This is a genomic window from Nocardioides sp. TF02-7 (assembly GCF_022437945.1).
In the GTDB taxonomy this organism is placed as follows: Bacteria; Actinomycetota; Actinomycetes; order Propionibacteriales; family Nocardioidaceae; genus Nocardioides.
Window position 1 is genome coordinate 491,552 of sequence record NZ_CP092535.1, and the last position, 16,992, is coordinate 508,543.

Sequence of the window (16,992 nt, forward strand, 5' to 3'; positions counted from 1 at the left end):
CGCCGAACCGCCGCCACAGCACGTCGGGCGCGGCACCCGGCGGCGGGCCGACCACGACGTGCACCCGTTCGGGCGGAAGCCCCGCTCCCCACCGGTCGAGGAGCGCGACCACGTGCTGGTTGCGCCAGAACCCGCTCGGCCGGCGCTCGGCGACGGCGGCGCTGAACGCGGCGAAGGTCCGCGGGTTCCCGTTCTTGACGCGCTCCTGCCACTCCGAGGCGGTCTGCCGCGCGAGGTCGCGCGCGGTCAGCACCACGTGCACCTCGACGCCGTCGAGGTGGTCGAGCGCCCACCGGACCCGTTCGGCCTTGGCGGCGCCGAGGAGCTCGTGGCTCATGACGGTGGTGCCGTCGAACGCCCGGGCCTGGTCGCACAACCGGGCCCAGGTGCCGGCGAGCGCCTCCCGGTCGCGTCCCCAGAAGTCGTAGGCCTCCCGCACCTCGATCGCGGCGTGGAACATGTCGTAGTGGTGCTCGCCCGCGGCCTCCACCCCGAGCCCGTGCAGCTCGTCACGATGGCGCCACAGCGCTCGTTGGAGGAACGTCGTCCCGCTCTTCGGCGTGCCGATGTGCAGCACCACCCGTCGGGCCACTCAGCCCACCCTGGGGGGATACATGCTGTAGGGCAGCCGGCGCGAGTGCTTGCGGATCTGCTTCCAGTTGCCCAGGTAGCTCTTGTAGGCCCCGCGCTTGGCGATGTTGAGCGTCAGCTCGTCGCTGCGGAAGAGCGAGCCGCCCACCCAGTTCTGGGAGCCGGTCCACACCTGGTGCGCCCGCCGGTTCTTGCCGACCGTGCCCTTGACCAGGACGTACTTGGCGTGGGTCCGCACCTCGTTGAACCCGTCGTCGTTGTGGTCCCAGCGGCTGTCCCACAGGTCGATCACCCGGTTCCGGGCGAGGTTGCGCATCCGCTCGGCGAGCGCGATCGACGGCGCACCGTAGATGATCCGCACCTTGCAGCCGCTGCGGGCGAGGCTGACCAGCTTGTTGAGGATGTAGGACCCGCGGGTGCCCTTCCAGTAGAACATCGACACGTGGATCTGCGTGCGGCCGAGCGCGCTCGAGCACCGCACCCGGCGCAGGTCCTGCATGGTCGGGTCGGTCCGCTTGTTGGCGTTGCGCATGGGGAAGAACCGCGCGATGTACGGCCCGTCGCGGACCTCGACCTTGTCGGCGGTCGCCTTGATGTCCTCGGTCATCGCCCGGTGCATCCGCTTGAACCCGTTGTAGAGCTTCTTGCGGCCCTTCACGACGAACATGTCGTTCCAGCCGAGCCGGGCACCGCCGCGGTTGAGGTTCGACGAGCTGACCATCACGACGTGCCGGCCGGTGCCGCTGTTGGTGAAGAGGAAGAACTTGCTGTGCATGTTGCCGCCCTTGCCGCGGCAGGCACCCTTGCAGACCTTCACGTAGCTGCCGTCGCGGCCCCAGGTGACCGAGTCGTTCGTGGGGGACCTTGACGCTGCGCCGCGCCTGGCGCGGCGTGAACAGCGGGTTGGCGGTCGCCCGCATCCGGGGCGAGCTGACCTCGCCGCGCAGCGGACGGTTGCACGGGCCGGTGTGCGGACCCCGGTCGCGCTTGCCGTCGCGGTTCTTGTCGGGGACGTTGTCGCTGTTGAGCGCCGTGATCAGGCGCCGGGAGTTCCGGTTGTCGATGTCCTCGTCGAGGATCACCCGGACGGCGACGCCGCGGCGGCAGGCGGCGATCATCGCGTCGACGCTGGGCGCGCGGTCGAGGAGGTAGGTCGAGATGTGGATGACCGGCTTGCGGATCTTCTTCGTCTTCCGGGTCTGCCGGATGGCCTTCTCCACGGTGGCCACGATCCGGTTGTTGGCGTCGGCGCCGCCCCACGGGCGGGGCACGTTGAACACCCCGCCGCCGGGCGGGGGCGTAGGCAGTGGCCGGGACGACGACCAGCGCGAGCGGAAGGACGACGGCGAGCAGCAGACAGACGCGGCGCACGGATCTCCCCGGACTAGACGACATGGTCGGGTTCGGCGGAACCCCGTCGGAGCAGGATAACCCTTGACCGCGGCGGAACACCGATCCGCGGCACGGGCGTGGCGGGGGCCCTCGGTTACGATGGCCCGGTTCTGTCGCCACGGGCGGCACCCGGCGCCGGAGAGGGACCAGGGTGGGGGAAGCACGAGCTGCCACGTCGCAACCTGCTGCCCGTCCTCGGCATCTTCGCGCTCGTGGCCGCGCTCCTCGCGGTGGGCAGGTTCGCCATGGCCGACCGCGGCACGGAGGGCACCGACGCCACCCCGGCCTCGCCGTCGGTCACGGTCGCCCCGTCCGCCGACGATCCGACCACCACCGCGAGCGACGACGGCGACGAGGGCGACCAGGACGAGCGCGGCGACCGCCGCGGCAAGGACCGCAACCGCGACAAGGAGAAGGGACAAGGCCGCGGAGCGGGAGAAGTCGCGTCGGCTGCGCGAGAAGGTCCAGGTCGCCGCCGACGGGCTGGCCCCGGACCCCGCGACGTTCCGGGTGGCGAGCTTCAACGTGCTCGGCGACTCCCACACGGGGCGCGGCGGCAACAAGCCGCACTTCGCCGACGCCCGGCCCCGGATGTCGTGGACCGTGCAGCTGCTCCGCGGCAACGAGATCAGCGTCGTCGGCCTCCAGGAGTACGAGCCGAGCCAGCACGGCATGTTCACGTCGATGACCGGTGGCTCGTGGGCCGTCTACCCGGGCCTCCAGCTCGGCCGCAAGGGCGTGCGGAACTCGATGGCGTGGAACACGTCGGTCTGGGACCTCGTGGAGGCCCACACCACCACGATCCCGTACTTCCACGGGAACCCCGCGATCATCCCCTACGTGCTGCTGGCCCACCGGGAGACCGGACGGCTGGCGTGGTTCATCAGCGTCCACAACCCGGCGAGCACCCGCGGCCCGGCGCAGCACTGGCGCAACCAGGCCACCGCCAAGGAGGTCGCGCTGATGAACCAGCTCCAGGCTCCGGCCGGGCCGAACGAGCCCGGCACACCCGTCTTCCTCCTCGGCGACTTCAACGAGAAGGCCGAGGCGTTCTGCGCCGTCACCAGCGGCGCCGCCGCCCAGGCCGCCAACGGCGGCACGGCGTCGCCGTGCTCACCGCCCGGCAACACCGGCATCGACTGGATCTTCGCGTCGACGCCCGGCGTGACGTTCGCGAACTACGTCCGGATGGACGGCGGCCTCGTCAACCGGGCCTCCGACCACCCGCTGATCTTCGCCGACGCCACGCTGGAGGGCGAGGCGCCGACCGTCGACGCCGACTGACCCGCGAGCCCGGGCCGACCCAGTCGACCCCGTCGGCTCAGTCGACCCAGCCGGCTCAGGCCTCGTCGACCCCGCCGGTCCGCAGCGGCACGCCGTCGCGGAAGTGCGGCACCAGCTTGTTGTCGAACATCGACAGCGCCGACCCGATCGCCATGTGCATGTCGAGGTACTTGTAGGTGCCGAGCCGGCCGCCGAAGAGCACCCCGTGCCGGGCCGCCTCCTTGTTGGCGAGGTCGCGGTACTTCAGCAGCTTCTCGCGGTCCTCGGCGGTGTTGATCGGGTAGTAGGGCTCGTCGCCCTCCTCCGCGAACCGGCTGTACTCGTGCACGATGACCGACTTGCCCGGCAGGTGGGTGCGCTCGGGGTGGAAGTGCTTGAACTCGATGATCCGCGTGAACGGCACTTCCTGGTCGTTGTAGTTGACGACACCGGTGCCCTGGAAGTCGTCGGTCTCCACCACCGACTCCTCCAGGTCGACGGTGCGCCACGACAGCCGGCCCTCGCGGTGGCCGAAGTACTCGTCGACCGGGCCGGTGTAGACGATCGGGACCTTGCCGAGGTACTCGTCGCGGACCGCGAGGAAGTCGACGTCGAGGCGCACCTCGATGTCGGGGTGGTCGGCCATGCGCTGCAGCCAGGCGGTGTAGCCGTCGACCGGGAGGCCCTCGTACTTGTCGTTGAACCACCGGTTGTCGAAGGTGTAGCGCACCGGCAGCCGCGTGATGATGTCGGGGCTCAGCCGGGTCGGGTCGGTCTGCCACTGCTTGGCGGTGTAGCCCTTGATGAACGCCTCGTAGAGCGGCCGCCCGATCAGGCTGATCGCCTTCTCCTCGAGGTTGGTGGCGTCCTCGGTGCGGATCTCGCTCGCCTGCTCGGCGATCAGCGCGCGCGCCTCGTCGGGCGTGTGCGACTTGCCGAAGAACTGGTTGATGAGCGCGAGGTTCATCGGGAGTGAGTAGACCTGCCCCTGGTACTTCCCGAACACCCGGTGCTTGTAGTCGGTGAACGACGTGAACCGGTTGACGTACTCCCACACCCGCTCGTTGGAGGTGTGGAACAGGTGGGCGCCGTACTTGTGCACCTCGACGCCCGTCTCGGGCTCGCGCTCGCTGTAGGCGTTGCCGCCGATGTGGGAGCGGCGCTCGAGCACCAGGACCTTGAGGCCCAGCTCGTTGGCGCAACGTTCGGCGATGGTCAGGCCGAAGAAGCCGGAGCCGACGACCAGGAGATCAGGGTTGGACACGATCGGGGGAGTCTATCGGGGGAGGGTCGGCATCGAATTATCCTGACCCGGTGAACACCCGGTTCGGCGCCGTGCTGCAGGCCGCTCGTCAGTTCTGGCTGGCCTGGGTGCTGGGCGCCGCGATGGCCGTGACGATGGTCGTGCTGGCGGCCCTGGAGGACCTGCCGGTCCGCGACCCCGACGACGACCTGCTCCCGAGCTACGTCCGGATGCCCCTGATCGTGGTCGGCACGATCCTGGTCGACATCGTCCCGCGGGTCGTCCACCGGGCCCGGCGCCGCGGGTCCCTCTCGCCCGCCACGCTGGCCGCCCTGTGGCGCGAGGTCGTCGCCGAGCGGTGGCCGGCCTCGCACTGGTGGTTCGCGGTCAACGGCGCGGTCGCCTGGTACCTCACCTACGCGACCTTCCGCAACATCAAGAGCATGGCGCCGTTCGTCAACGGCGCCGAGTGGGACTCCGCGATGGCGGAGGTCGACCGGTTCCTCTTCGCGGGCCACGACCCCGCGGCGGTCCTGCACGCCTGGTTCGGCACCGGGCTGATGGCGCACCTGATGTCGGCGGTGTACGTCGTGTGGATCGTCATGGTTCCGGCGTCGATCGCGATCGCCCTGGTGTGGACGCGGCACACCAGGGCCGGCTCCTGGTACGTCACGGCGGTGGCGGTGGACTGGTGCCTCGGTGCGGTGATCTACCTGCTGCTGCCGTCGCTGGGACCGATCTACGCCGACCCCCGCGAGTTCGCCGACCTCCCGCACACGTTCAACACCACGCTCCAGGAGGGGCTCTGGACCGACCGGGTCGCGGTCATGGCCGACCCCTGGGCGGCCGGGACGCTGCAGACGATCGCGGCGTTCGCGTCGCTGCACGTCGGGATCATGATGACGATCTGCCTCGTGGCCCGGCTGGTCGGCCTCCCCCGCTGGGTGCAGACCGCCGCCTGGGTGTTCCTGGCGCTGACCGTGCTGGCGACCGTCTACCTCGGCTGGCACTACGTCGTCGACGTCCTCGGCGGCCTCGCGCTCGGCGCGTTCGCGGTCTGGGTGGCCGCGCTGGCCACCGGCAACCGGGTCGGCTGGCGCCCGCGCCTCACCTCGCCGGCGGAGCCTTCATCCGCCGCGCATCCCGCAGCGCTCGCGTCACGTTCCGGGCCTCTGCCCGACCGCCACGCAGCGGACTGAGCACGACCACCGCCACCGTCAGCAACCACGGCTTGAGCCGCACCAGCGCCGTGCCGCCGTAGCGGAAGTGCACCGCGAACAGGTTGCGGTACATGTAGTAGCCCTTCCAGCCGGCGAGGTCGTGCTGCTGGTCGAAGTCGAGCTGGCGCACCAGGACGGCGTCGCGCACCGCCTTGATGGTGAACCCCGCCCGCCGGGCCCGGATGGCGTAGTCGCAGTCGTCGTAGAAGATGAAGAAGGTGTCGTCGGGCAGCCCGATCCGGTCGACCACCCGGCGGCGGACCATGAACCCCTCGAACGCCACGTTCTCGAGCGGCACCGTCGGCGGCATGTCCGAGCGCCGTGCGTAGGTCGTGACGACGCTGGCGGTCTTGGGCCGCAGCACCCACGGGTGGTCGAGGTCGAAGCGGGTCGCGGCGTACTCGGCGAGGTTGCCGCGCGCGTCCTCCCGCACCGCCATCAGGCAGTCCTCGTCGTGCGACAGCAGCACGCCGAGGCAGTCGGGCGCCGGCACGACGTCGTCGTCCATCAGCCAGATCCGGTCGTGTCCCTGCTCGTACGCCGTCCGGACGCCGAGCCGGAACCCGCCGGCGCCGCCGAGGTTCTCCTCGCTGCGGACGACCTGGACGTCCGCGGCGGCGAGCACCTCCGGGGTCCGGTCGCTGCTGGCGTTGTCGACGACGATGACGGTGTCCGGAGCGGGGTCCAGCCGGGCCAGGCCCGCCAGCATCGTCTCGAGCAGCTCGGCGCGGTTGTAGGTGACGACGACGACGGCCACCGTCTCGCGCGTCACCGCAGGTACCTCTCGTGGCCGGTGAAGTCGCCGCGGAGGCCGGCCCAGGCGGCGCGGGCGCTCATCGGGATCCGGGCCGGCCGGGGCCGGGTGAACAGGTAGAACCACACGGTCTTGAGCCAGAACAGCAGCACGAACGGCCAGCCGCGGTAGTCGCGCAGGTTGAGCACGTTGTTGCGGGCCATGCAGTAGTGCTTGAGGTCGCTCGGCGTGTGGTTGTACGTCGTGCGCCCGAACATCATCGGCGTCCCGAGGTCGTCGGTGGCCGGGTGGAGGAACCGGGCGTCGACCACGGTCGCGATCCGCGCCCCCGCGCGCTGCGCGCGCCAGAGGTACTCGACGTCGTCGCCCCAGATGAAGAACTCCTCGCGCGGCAGGCCGATCCGGTCGACGAGCGACCGCGTGACCAGCACGCCGTTGAACGGGATGACCACGTCGTCGATCAGGCCCGCCACCGCCGCGGCGGTGACGTCGTCCATCGCGTGCACGACCCGGGTGCTGCCGGGCAGCCGGATCGGGAAGCACAGCCGGGCCGGGTCCTGCTCGGCCAGGACCGCGGGACCGGCGAACTCCAGCCGGTCGCGCTCCACCCGCTCGAGGAGCGCCGCCAGGCAGCCGGGCTCGGGCAGGCCGTCGTCGTCCATCAGCCAGACCAGGTCGGCACCCTCGCGCACCGCCTGCTCGAGGCCGTGGTGGAAGCCGCCGGCGCCGCCGCGGTTGCGGTCGAGCGTGCGGTGGGGGACGCCCTCGCTGGCCAGCCACTCCCCCGTGCCGTCGGTGGAGGCGTTGTCGACGACGAGGACGTCGGCCAGCTCCGGGACCTCACGGAGGCGTGCCACGAGCCGCCGGAGCAGGGTGAGCCGGTTGTAGGTCACCACCACCGCCACGACGCGCACGGCGGCCACCCTAGAGGACCGTCGGACCGCTCCCCGCCCACCGCACCGCGCCCGCCGTGGCGAGGGTGGCTAGGGTCTGGTGTCGTGGACACCGAGGCGGTGCTGAGGCTGATGCAGGACGTGGCGGAGGAGGTCATCACCCCCGCTTCCGGTCGCTGCAGACCGACCAGGTCTCCGAGAAGAACCCGGGCGACCTGGTGACCGTGGCCGACCACGAGTCGGAGCAGCTGCTGACCGAGGCGCTGACCGCGGCCTACCCCGACGCCGTCGTGCTCGGCGAGGAGGCGCACGCCGAGGACCCCGGGCTGCTCGACCGCTTCAACACGGCCGACCACGGGTTCACCGTCGACCCGGTCGACGGCACCAAGAACTTCGTCAACGGCTCCCCGGACCACGCGGTGATGATCGGGGGAGGTGCGGGCCGGTGAGGTGGTCCGCGGCTGGATCTGGCAGCCGCAGCACGAGGCGGCGTACGTCGCGGAGCGCGGGGCCGGCGCCTACCGCAACGGCGAGCGGCTGGCGATGGCCGACGGCGTGGACACGGCGCCCTACCGCACGGCTCGCCGGCAGTGGGTCGGGCGGCACCTGGCCGGGCTCGGCACACTCGAGCTGAGCTGGGCCTGCTGCGGGGTCGACTACCCGCACCTCGTCGCCGGCGACGCGCGGGCGCTGGTCTACAACCACAGCAAGCCGTGGGACCACGTCCCCGGGTCGCTGCTGGTGGCCGAGGCGGGTGGCTGGATCGGCACGATCCGGGGCGGCGCGTTCGACCCGCAGCAGCTGGGCGGCGGGCTGGTGAGCGCACCCGACCGGGCGACGTACGACGCCGTGGTGGGCGCGCTCGCGGCCTAGCCGCCAGGGGTCGCTCGGGAGCCGTCTGAGGGGCCGCTCGAAGGTCGCCGCGAGATACCCAATCTGTGTCATGCGCGACGGCTCCGGTTGTGCTTGCGTGGCGAGACACCCCCAACTCGAGGAGTCGCCATGTCGAACCTCCGCAAGATCTCGGTGCTCGCGGGTGCGCTGCTCCTGGCCGCCCCCTTCACCCCTGCCTCCGCCGGCCACCACCACGGTGACGACGACACGCTCGACCCGCTCGTGGAGGGCCTCGACGGCCCGCGCGGCGTCGACCACCTCGGCCACGGCCTCACCCTCGTCACCGAGACCGACGGCACCTTCAGCCTCGTCGTGGAGCGCCGCCGCAAGCACGCCGAGCCGCACGTCGTCGAGCTCGGCAGCGTGCCGGGCGAGTTCGCGCCGGCGATCGCGGCCGGCCGGCACGGCAAGGTCTACATCCTCACCGGCGCCGGCGCTCCGGGCACCGGTGCGGCCACGCTCTACGTCTGGCGCTGGGGCTACGACGAGCCGCGACCGGTCTTCGACGTCGCCGCCTACCAGGCCGACGACCTCGACCCCGACGACCTCGAGGACGCCCCCGACGAGAGCAACCCCTACGGCCTGGCCGCCCTGAAGGACGGGAGCGTGCTGATCGCGGACGCGGCCGGCAACGACCTGATCCGCGTGTGGCCCCGCGGGTACGCCGTGACCGTCGCCCGGTTCAAGCCGCGCGTGGTCGAGGTGCCCGACGGGCTGCCCGCGACCGACCCCGACGGCAACCCGCTCCCGCCGGCGGGTGCGGAGATCCCGAGCGAGAGCGTCCCCACCTCGGTGACCGTCGGTCGTGACGGCTACTGGTACGTCGGCGAGCTCCGCGGCTTCCCGGCCACCCCGGGGACCTCGGAGATCTGGCGGATCAAGCCCGGCTCGGTCGACGCGACCTGCGACCCCGAGCGGCCGTGGAACCGCAAGTGCTCGCTGTACGCCGACGGGCTGACCTCGGTCGTCGACCTCGCGGCCGGCGACCGCGGGATCTACGCGGTGTCCCTGTCGAAGCAGGGCTGGCTCGCCTGGGAGCTCGGTGCCGAGGACTCCGAGATCGGCGGCCTGTTCAAGGTCACCCGCCACCGCCACCACGCCCACATCAGGGAGCTCGCCGAGGACCAGCTCGTGCTCCCGGGCGGCGTCGACGTCGGCAGCGGGCACCGCAACCGCGGCTGGGACCGGCGCTACCACGGTCACGGCCACGGCCACCGGCACGGTGACCGGCTCTACGTCACCGGCCCGGTCTTCGGCCCCGGAGCGTTGAGCACGGTCGGCTGAGCCGCCACGGCCTCGTCGCAGCCGGTCAGCAGGCTGCGGCGAGGTCGTCGGCCTCGTTGGCGGCGTACCCCTCGCTGAGGGACCCGATCGAGCCACCGGTGACGGACGCCCGGCGCTTGCGCTTCTCCCCCGGCGGCGGTGCGTCGCCCTCGGCGCGGTCGATCGCCTCGGCGACCTTCTGCTGGATCAGGTCGATGTCGGGGTCGGCGGTGTCGACGAGCGGCGGCACCAGCGAGACCGTCGACATCCGCTGGCCGCGTGCCTTGAGCGCGAGGTCGGCGAACCGGCCGAACTCCGAGGACGGCATGTTCGTGGAGAACATCGCGGTCGAGGCGTCGGCGAGGTCGCGGAAGTTGGTCAGCACCCGCTGCGGGCTGATCTGCTGCAGCATCGCGTTCATCACGCACTTCTGGCGCGCCATCCGCGAGTAGTCGTCGGAGCCCTCGCGGGCCCGGGCGAACCAGAGCGCCTCGAACCCGTTGAGCCGCTGCTCGCCCGGCTCGATGTAGCCGGTGACGTCGTCGCCGAGGCCGCCGACCGGGATCGGCTGGCGCACGTTGAGCGTGACGCCGCCGACGGCGTCGACGAGCTTCTTGAAGCCCGCCATGTCGACGATCGCCCAGTAGTTCACGCGCAGCCCGGTGATCCCCTCCACCGCCATCACGGTGGCGTCGGCGCCGGGGTGCTCGGAGCCGTCGAAGAGGTCCGCGTGGTCCTCCGCCCAGGTGCTGACGCCGTTGAGGTAGCACCCGTCGCAGTCGAACCCGTCGGGGAACCGCTCGGCCATCACCGAGCCCTCGGCGAACGGGAAGTCGGCGAGGTTGCGCGGCAGCCCGACCAGGACGGTGCGGCCGGACTCGGCGTCGACGGAGGCCAGGGTCATCGAGTCGGGCCGCAGGCCCCAGCGGCCGGCACCGGAGTCGCCGCCCATGAGCAGCACGTTGTAGCGCCCGTGGTGGGCGCCGGTCACGTCACCGTCGCCGCCGAGCGTGATCATCAGGTCGCGGTGCACCCCCACCAGGTGGGCACCGAAGAGCAGCGTCCCGGCGACGGAGAAGCAGAGCACGCCGTTGATCCCGACGACCGCCCTGCGCTGCGGGAGCCGGAGGCTGAGGGGGGAGCCGATCCGCCAGGCGTCGACGAAGAGCGCGGCCCAGCCGACCGCCGCCAGGAGCAGCACGGTGCGGAGCAGCAGGAGCAGGTCGGTGTTGGCGGCGAGCCGGAACGCGACCGCGCGCGGCAGCAGCACGAGGAGGGCGAGGACGGCGACGGTGGCGACCAGCAGCACCAGCCAGGTGCGTACGGCGACCCGGCCGACCCGCCGGTTGCCCGCCACCAGCTGCGCCGAGCCCGGGACCAGCAGCGTCATCGTCATCAGCGCGAGCGCCCGCCGGAACCGCACCCGGGCGGCGCGGTCCGCGAGCGACGACCGGGTCGCCGGCGCCGCCTCTCGGGCGGCGCGCGGGGACGGCGCGGTGTGGTCGGCCATGCGCGGTGTCTCTCCTGCTGGGGAAGGAAGCAGTGACCGGCTCAGTATCACCAGTCACACCAGCAACAGCGGGCGCGACGCGCCGAACGGTCCCCGCCCGCGGGGACGCGGTGCTCAGCCGGCGGCCAGGCGCGCGATCTCGTCGACGGAGGCGTTGCCGCCGGTGCAGACCACCGCCACCGGCCCGTCCGCCACCGACCCGTCCGCCGACCGCGACACCGGCGAGGCGACCAGTCCGGCCAGCGCCGCGGCTCCGGCGCCCTCGGCGAGGGTGTGGGCCGTGGTCGCGAGCAGCCGGGCGGCGGCGTCGATCTCGTCGTCGGAGACGAGCACGAAGTCCTGCAACCCCCGGAGCAGCACGGGCAGGGTGCGCGGGTAGCCGCTGGCCGTGGCCAGGCCCGAGGCGCGGGTGGTCGCCGGCGCGCTCTCGACGCGGCCCGCCCGCCACGACCGGTGGACCGCGGGCGCGGCCGACGACTGCACGCCCACCACGCGGCACCCGGGTGCGAGCGCGTCGCGCACGAGGCACGCCCCGACGGCGCCGGTGCCGCTGCCGACCGGCACCAGCACGGTGGCGAGGTCCGGGGCCTGACGGAACAGCTCGAGGTAGGCGGTGGCGTGGCCGAGGATGATCCGCGGGTCGGTGGTGTCGACGTACGCCGGCGCGGCGCCGGCGGCGTCGGCGGCGCCCGCGAGCCGCCGGGCGTGGGCGGCCGCCTGGTCGAGGCTCTCGCCGTGGACGACGACCCGCGCGCCGAGCGCGTCGACCGCGTCCCGCTTGACCTGCGGCGCCGACGCCGGCATGACGACCGTCACCGCGCAGCCGGCCAGCCGGGCGGCGTACGCGACCGACTGGGCGTGGTTGCCGGTCGAGCAGGTGACCAGCCCCGCGGACCGCTCGCGGTCGGTGAGCGACGCGGCCAGGTGGACGCCGCCGCGGACCTTGAACGACCCGGTGGGGAGCACGTGCTCGTGCTTGACGAGGACCGCCGTGCCCACCGCCCGGTCCAGCAGCGGGTGGGCGCCGAGCGGAGTGGGGGCGAGGTGGCGACCGACGACCTCACCGGCGGCGACGACGGCCTCGAAGGTCAGCGGTGGCTCCACGGCCGGCGCCTGGGTCGTGGAGCGGTCGTGCGTCGCGGTGGTGGTGCTCATGCGTCCAGCCTCTCCCGGGCACGATCCATCGGTCCAATAGTTCTTCTCGCTCGATCCCATTCACACCATCGATGCAACGGTCTACCCTCGGTGCGTGATCGACCTCCGCCGCCTCGAGGCCCTCGTCGCGCTCCGCCGCGCGGGCACCGTGTCCGCCGCCGCGGCCCAGCTGCACTACGGCCAGCCGACGCTCTCCCACCACCTGCGCCGGCTGGAGGCCGAGACCGGCAGCGTGCTGCTGCAGCGGGTGGGCCGCGGCGTGCGGCTGACGCCGGACGGGGGAGCGGCTCGCCCGCCGGGGCGAGGAGGTCCTCGCGCTGCTCGCGCGGGCGGAGAGCGAGCTCGCCGCGTCGACCGGGCTCCGCTCGGGCCGGGTGCGGCTCGCGGCGTTCCCGTCCGCGGCGGCGACGCTCGTCCCCGCCGCCATCGCGCTGCTGGCCGAGCGCCACCCCGGGCTCACGCTCGACCTCGCCGAGGCCGAGCCGCCCGAGGCGGCCGCGCTGCTCCGCTCGGGCGCGGTCGACGTGGCGCTGACGTTCGGCTACCCCGACCAGGCCGAGCCGGAGGGCCTGACGTCGACGCCGGTCCGCGAGGACCCGCTGTTCCTCGTCGGTCCCCGCGACCTCGACCTCGGCGGCGCGAGTGCCGACCTGGCCCGGTTCGCCGACGCCCGCTGGGTGACCGGCTGCGAGCGCTGCCGCCGCGAGCTGCTGGCGCTCTGCGCCCGCGCCGGATTCACGCCGCGGATCGCGTTCGCCAGCGACGACTACGTCGCCGTGCAGGCGCTCGTCGCCGGAGGCCTCGGGGTCACCGTGCTGCCGGGCCTCGCGCTGCGGGCCCACCAGCACCCCGACGTGGCCCGGCACCCGGTGCCGGGCGCGAGCCGGCGGGTCCAGGTCACGACGTACGGCGCGCCGCCGCTGCCCGCCGCCGTCGGCGCGGTCGCGGAGGTGCTGGCGGAGGTGTCGGCCGTCGGCTGAGGCCGGCGAGCCCGGTCCTCGAGCCTGGTCCGCGAACACCGCGCCACGCGAGCCGCAGCAGCGACGACCTGGCCCTGCCGGTAGCGTCGGGGACCATGGCAGACCGCCCAGGAGGGGACCAGGGTCCCGACTTCGACTGGCTCTACGGCAAGCAGGGCGGGGAAGTCCGTGCCACCCGGTGGTCCGCCGCCCGCACGCCCGCCGCACCACCCCGGGCCGGACGACCGGCCGGAGCCGACGATGCTGCTGCCCCAGCAGCCGCGACCCGGCGCCGGGCCGGCACGTCCGGCTCCCCCGCCGGCGGCACCACCCGCCGGCCCCACCGCTCCGCCGCGCGGCCGGTCGCGCGGCCGGCGCTGGCGGCGCCCCGGCCTGTGGGTCAAGGTCGTGGTCGCGCTCCTGGTGCTGTGGCTCGTCTACGTCGTCGCCGTTCCGCTGGTCACCTGGAGCCGCGTCGACAAGATCGCCTTCGAGCCCGACGGCGACCGGCCGGGCGACCAGCCCGGCACGACGTACCTCATGGTCGGCAGCGACTCGCGCGCCGGGCTGACCGAGGAGGAGCGCCGGCGGTTCAACACCGGCAACCCGAGCAGCACCCTGGCCGACACGATCATGATGCTGCATACCGGCGCCGGCCCGGACGTGCTGCTCTCCTTCCCCGCGACTGGACGATCGACGGGAGCAAGATCAACGGCTACTACGACCCCGGCGACCCGACCGGGCTGGTCGCGGCGCTGGAGCGCGAGACCGGCATCCGGATCGACGAGTACGTCGAGATCGGTCTCGGCGGCGTCGCCGGCGTGGTCGACGCCGTGGGCGGCATCGAGATCTGCCCCGAGGACGCGATCGAGGACCCCAAGGCCGGGCTCGACGTCGAGGAGGGCTGCCAGGAGGCCGACGGCGAGGTCGCCCTGGCCTACGCGCGCACCCGCAAGGGCGGTCTCGGCGACCTCGACCGGGTCGGTCGCCAGCGCGAGGTCGTCGCGGCGATCGGCGACGCGGTGCTCTCGCCGTGGTCGGTGGTCAACCCGCTGCGCTGGTGGCGGCTCAACAACGCCGTCCCCGACTTCTTCGCCTTCGGCGAGGGCACCGGACCGACGGCGGTCGCCCGCTGGGCCTACGCGATGACCAAGGTCGGCGGCGACGACGGCCTCACCTGCACGATGCCGGTCACCGACGGGTCGGCCACGACCCTCGACGAGGAGCGCGGCCGGCCGCTGTTCGACGCGATCATCGAGGACCGCACCGACGACATCACCCGCCGGCAGTGCACACCCGCGGGGGTGGCGCGGTGACCTACGAGACCCTCGACTGGGCGGTCGGCGACGACGGCGTCGCCGTGCTGACGCTCGACCGGCCCGACGCGCTCAACGCGTTCGACCTCACGATGGCGCGCGAGCTGGAGCAGGTGTTCCTCACCGACGCCCGCTCCGACGACGTCCGCGCCGTGGTGGTCACCGGAGCCGGCCGCGCGTTCTGCGCGGGGATGGACCTCTCGGCCGACGGCAACGTCTTCGGGCTCGACGAGTCCCTCGCCCCGACGCCGGAGGACTTCCGGCAGCGGTACGACGAGGCGCCGTACGCCGACGGCGTCCGCGACACCGGCGGCCGGGTGACGCTCGCGATCCACGCGCTGCCGAAGCCGGTCGTCGCCGCCGTCAACGGCCCGGCCGTCGGCATCGGAGCGACCATGACGCTCGCCATGGACGTGCGGATGGCGTCGACCGCCGCCCGGATCGGGTTCGTGTTCGGCCGGCTCGGGATCGTCCCGGAGGCGTGCTCGTCGTGGTTCCTGCCGCGGATCGTCGGCATCCAGCAGGCCCTCGAGTGGGTCTACTCTGCCGACGTGCTCGACGCCGAGCAGGCGCTGGCCGGGCGGCTGCTGCGCAGCGTGCACGAGCCCGACGAGCTGCTGCCCGCGGCGCTCGACCTCGCCCGCTCCTGGGTGGTCGGCCGCTCCCCCGTCGCCCTCGGCCTGGCCAAGCAGCTCCTCTACCGCAACAGCGCCGCGGCCGACCCGCTGGAGGCGCACCTGTCGGACTCCCTCGCGATGTTCTACACCTCGATCGCCGACGGCAAGGAGGGCGTGCGCGCCTTCCTCGAGAAGCGCCCGCCGGAGTTCAGCGGCCGGGCGTCGGAGCTGCCGCGGGTGTTCTGAGTGGCCGCCCCGGCCACAGATGGCCCCTCAGTTGGCCCGGCCTCAGGTGCTCAGGAGGAGGATCTCTTCGCGCGAGTACTCCCGTCCGGGGTGCTCGGCGGCGAGGTGCTCCTGCACCTTCGCGACCAGCTCGTCGTCGTCGGCCCCCCGGAGCGTCACGTCGCAGGGGCAGCGCAGCGAAGGCATGCTCGGGCTCGGTGTCGGGCTCAGGCGACCGCGGCGGGCTCGCGGCGCCGGGAGCGGGCGACGACCACGGCACCGGTGCCGACCATGCCGATGCCGAGGAGCAGCCAGAGCAGGTCCGGGCCGCCGGTGTCGGGCAGGAAGCCGCCGGCCGGGGCGTTCTCGTCGTTGTCGTCGCTGCCGCCGGGACCCTCGGGGTCGTCGTCGGGCAGCTGCCCGCCGACGGTGACGACGGCACGGCCGTCGCAGTCGGCGAACGACGCGTCGTCGGGGTTGAACTGGGAGGTCACGACGTAGCGCCCGTCGGGCAGCGCCGGGCCGCGGAGCCGAAGGGGCTCGCCCTCGTAGCGGACGGTGCGCGACCACAGCACCGCGGCGCTGGACCGCAGCGCGCCGTCGTCGGCGCCGCGGACCTGGACGCGGACGTCACCGACGCAGTCGGCGCCGCTGTTGGCCGTCACGCGGAGGCTGATGGCGAGCCGCGCACCGGACGACACCCGGGTCGGCACGGTCACGCCGCACTCGGTGGAGACGCTCGGGTTGTAGGGGTCGGGCGCAGCCGCGCTCGCCGCGGGCGCACCCCAAGCTCCGAGCAGGACGAGCGCCACCACGACGGCGCCCGAGACGACGGCCGACCTCATAGTCCCCATGCGGACCCCCTGTTCAGTCGGACGTACAACGTGCGAGTCCGCGAGAAGTCACTCAGCCGGCCCGCCACTGGTCCAGACCACCGCGGCGCGGGCGGAGCGGCCGCCCGTGGGCGGAGGGTCAGCGCTCGATCGGGGTGGTCCGCACCAGGTGCCCGAAGACCACCGACCGGTCGTCGGTGTGGAAGATCTCCGAGCAGGTGACGAGGGTGATCAGCCGCTTCCCGGTGCCCCGCGGCGGCTCGGGGCCGCCGTCGGGGTGGCGGGGACGGTCGGCGAGGACCCAGTCGTCGGTGAACGGCACCTCGAGCTCGGTGCCGTCGAGGTCGAGGACGTAGGTGTAGGTCGCCGTCCGGGTCTCGACGTGGACCAGGTCGCCCTCGCGGAGCTCGGGGAAGTCGGCGAACGGCTCGCCGTTGGTCACCCGGTGGCCGGCGAGCACGTAGTTGCCCGCCTGCCCGGCGTCGGCCGTGTCCTCCATGTGGCCGATGCCGGAGGACAGGACGTCGTCGGACGACCCCTCGAGGACCGGCACGGCGTAGTCGTCGCCCCACCGGGGCACGCGGAGGATGGCGGTCGCGCGGCCGAAGTCGGTGCGCACGGCGTCCTGGCCCTCGGCCCACCCGGCCTCGAGCTCGGTGCTGACCTCCTGCTGGTGCCGCTCGGCCAGCCAGTTGGTGCCCCAGAACTGCCAGGCGAGCCACCCGAGGACGACCAGCCCGCCGACGACGAGGCCGCAGCCCACGACCAGCATCGGGTTCGCCCGCTTCCGGGCGGCCGGCCGGCTGCGCCGGACGCGCTGCCGCGGCCCGTCGCCGCGGTCCTCCCCCGTGCCGGTCCCGGCGG

The 16,992-nt window shown here is 73.2% G+C and carries 18 protein-coding genes; 10 read left to right on the forward strand and 8 right to left on the reverse strand.

The window, feature by feature from the left end:
- Window positions 1–592: 592 nt before the first annotated feature.
- Entirely contained in the window at window positions 593–1,408 is an 816-nt protein-coding gene (locus tag MF408_RS02570; RefSeq protein WP_240250143.1) for a phospholipase D-like domain-containing protein, read from the reverse strand.
- A gap of 206 nt (window positions 1,409–1,614) precedes the next feature.
- On the opposite strand from MF408_RS02570, the gene MF408_RS24770 reads away from it, so the two are divergent.
- The 3 genes from MF408_RS24770 to MF408_RS02580 all read left to right on the forward strand — a co-directional run bounded on the left by MF408_RS24770 (window position 1,615) and on the right by MF408_RS02580 (window position 3,267).
- Window positions 1,615–1,743 (forward strand): hypothetical protein, encoded by a 129-nt coding sequence (locus tag MF408_RS24770; protein WP_275693323.1) that lies wholly within the window; start codon window positions 1,615–1,617, stop codon window positions 1,741–1,743.
- Between the two features lie 12 nt (window positions 1,744–1,755).
- Window positions 1,756–2,022, forward strand: a complete 267-nt coding sequence (locus MF408_RS02575; protein WP_240250144.1) for a hypothetical protein — start codon at window positions 1,756–1,758, stop codon at window positions 2,020–2,022.
- 471 nt (window positions 2,023–2,493) lie between these two features.
- Window positions 2,494–3,267: an endonuclease/exonuclease/phosphatase family protein gene (locus MF408_RS02580; protein ID WP_240250145.1), complete on the forward strand. Its 774-nt coding sequence runs from the start codon at window positions 2,494–2,496 to the stop codon at window positions 3,265–3,267.
- Window positions 3,268–3,322: 55 nt separating this feature from the next.
- Here the strand turns inward: MF408_RS02580 and glf are convergent, their stop codons facing one another.
- The gene (glf, locus tag MF408_RS02585; protein WP_240250146.1) at window positions 3,323–4,510 is read right to left on the reverse strand and encodes a UDP-galactopyranose mutase; all 1,188 of its coding nucleotides are present in this window, start codon (window positions 4,508–4,510) and stop codon (window positions 3,323–3,325) included.
- A 50-nt stretch (window positions 4,511–4,560) separates the two neighbouring features.
- Between glf and MF408_RS02590 the strand changes: the two genes are divergently transcribed.
- The gene (locus MF408_RS02590) at window positions 4,561–5,688 is read left to right on the forward strand and encodes a phosphatase PAP2 family protein (protein WP_240250147.1); all 1,128 of its coding nucleotides are present in this window, start codon (window positions 4,561–4,563) and stop codon (window positions 5,686–5,688) included.
- Here MF408_RS02590 and MF408_RS02595 read toward each other — a convergent pair.
- Both MF408_RS02595 and MF408_RS02600 read right to left on the reverse strand, forming a co-directional pair.
- The gene (locus MF408_RS02595) at window positions 5,597–6,481 is read right to left on the reverse strand and encodes a glycosyltransferase family 2 protein (protein ID WP_240250148.1); all 885 of its coding nucleotides are present in this window, start codon (window positions 6,479–6,481) and stop codon (window positions 5,597–5,599) included. The two genes, MF408_RS02590 and MF408_RS02595, sit on opposite strands and share 92 nt — an antisense overlap.
- Complete coding sequence (locus tag MF408_RS02600; protein WP_240250149.1) at window positions 6,478–7,377, reverse strand: glycosyltransferase; 900 nt, start codon at window positions 7,375–7,377, stop codon at window positions 6,478–6,480. The genes MF408_RS02595 and MF408_RS02600 overlap by 4 nt, the downstream gene beginning before the upstream one ends.
- Window positions 7,378–7,442: 65 nt before the next feature.
- Here MF408_RS02600 and MF408_RS24775 point away from each other — a divergent pair, with 65 nt between their 5' ends.
- The 3 genes from MF408_RS24775 to MF408_RS02610 all read left to right on the forward strand — a co-directional run bounded on the left by MF408_RS24775 (window position 7,443) and on the right by MF408_RS02610 (window position 9,534).
- Entirely contained in the window at window positions 7,443–7,805 is a 363-nt protein-coding gene (locus MF408_RS24775; protein WP_275693324.1) for an inositol monophosphatase family protein, read from the forward strand.
- Window positions 7,792–8,229 (forward strand): inositol monophosphatase family protein, encoded by a 438-nt coding sequence (locus MF408_RS02605; protein WP_275693325.1) that lies wholly within the window; start codon window positions 7,792–7,794, stop codon window positions 8,227–8,229. Before MF408_RS24775 ends, MF408_RS02605 begins: the two co-directional genes overlap by 14 nt.
- Before the next feature lie 129 nt (window positions 8,230–8,358).
- A complete protein-coding gene (locus tag MF408_RS02610) occupies window positions 8,359–9,534 on the forward strand; it encodes a ScyD/ScyE family protein (protein WP_240250150.1) in 1,176 nt (391 codons plus the stop codon).
- A 25-nt stretch (window positions 9,535–9,559) separates the two neighbouring features.
- On the opposite strand, the gene MF408_RS02615 is transcribed toward MF408_RS02610, so the two are convergent.
- Window positions 9,560–11,023 (reverse strand): LCP family protein, encoded by a 1,464-nt coding sequence (locus MF408_RS02615; protein ID WP_240250151.1) that lies wholly within the window; start codon window positions 11,021–11,023, stop codon window positions 9,560–9,562.
- 114 nt (window positions 11,024–11,137) lie between these two features.
- Window positions 11,138–12,178: a pyridoxal-phosphate dependent enzyme gene (locus tag MF408_RS02620; protein ID WP_240250152.1), complete on the reverse strand. Its 1,041-nt coding sequence runs from the start codon at window positions 12,176–12,178 to the stop codon at window positions 11,138–11,140.
- Window positions 12,179–12,552: 374 nt separating this feature from the next.
- Between MF408_RS02620 and MF408_RS02625 the strand changes: the two genes are divergently transcribed.
- From MF408_RS02625 to MF408_RS02635, 3 genes are all read left to right on the forward strand, one after another.
- On the forward strand, window positions 12,553–13,158 hold the full coding sequence (locus tag MF408_RS02625; protein WP_240250153.1) for a LysR substrate-binding domain-containing protein: 606 nt from the start codon (window positions 12,553–12,555) through the stop codon (window positions 13,156–13,158).
- Window positions 13,159–13,253: 95 nt separating this feature from the next.
- Complete coding sequence (locus MF408_RS02630; protein ID WP_240250154.1) at window positions 13,254–14,453, forward strand: LCP family protein; 1,200 nt, start codon at window positions 13,254–13,256, stop codon at window positions 14,451–14,453.
- Entirely contained in the window at window positions 14,450–15,316 is an 867-nt protein-coding gene (locus MF408_RS02635; RefSeq protein ID WP_240250155.1) for a crotonase/enoyl-CoA hydratase family protein, read from the forward strand. Before MF408_RS02630 ends, MF408_RS02635 begins: the two co-directional genes overlap by 4 nt.
- 206 nt (window positions 15,317–15,522) lie before the next feature.
- Here the strand turns inward: MF408_RS02635 and MF408_RS02640 are convergent, their stop codons facing one another.
- Window positions 15,523–16,149 (reverse strand): LPXTG cell wall anchor domain-containing protein, encoded by a 627-nt coding sequence (locus MF408_RS02640; RefSeq protein WP_240250156.1) that lies wholly within the window; start codon window positions 16,147–16,149, stop codon window positions 15,523–15,525.
- Between the two features lie 118 nt (window positions 16,150–16,267).
- Window positions 16,268–16,900, reverse strand: coding sequence for a class E sortase (locus MF408_RS02645; RefSeq protein ID WP_240250157.1), 633 nt, complete (start codon window positions 16,898–16,900; stop codon window positions 16,268–16,270).
- Window positions 16,901–16,992 lie beyond the last annotated feature (92 nt).

Bases quoted from the DNA above. Each gene is read 5' to 3' on its own strand.
- MF408_RS02575 (WP_240250144.1), top strand. From the start codon at position 1,756: ATGACCGGCTTGCGGATCTTCTTCGTCTTCCGGGTCTGCCGGATGGCC.
- MF408_RS02610 (WP_240250150.1), top strand. From the start codon at position 8,359: ATGTCGAACCTCCGCAAGATCTCGGTGCTCGCGGGTGCGCTGCTCCTG.
- MF408_RS02615 (WP_240250151.1), bottom strand. From the start codon at position 11,023: ATGGCCGACCACACCGCGCCGTCCCCGCGCGCCGCCCGAGAGGCGGCG.
- MF408_RS02620 (WP_240250152.1), bottom strand. From the start codon at position 12,178: ATGAGCACCACCACCGCGACGCACGACCGCTCCACGACCCAGGCGCCG.
- MF408_RS02630 (WP_240250154.1), top strand. From the start codon at position 13,254: ATGGCAGACCGCCCAGGAGGGGACCAGGGTCCCGACTTCGACTGGCTC.
- MF408_RS02640 (WP_240250156.1), bottom strand. From the start codon at position 16,149: ATGGGGACTATGAGGTCGGCCGTCGTCTCGGGCGCCGTCGTGGTGGCG.
- MF408_RS02645 (WP_240250157.1), bottom strand. From the start codon at position 16,900: ATGCTGGTCGTGGGCTGCGGCCTCGTCGTCGGCGGGCTGGTCGTCCTC.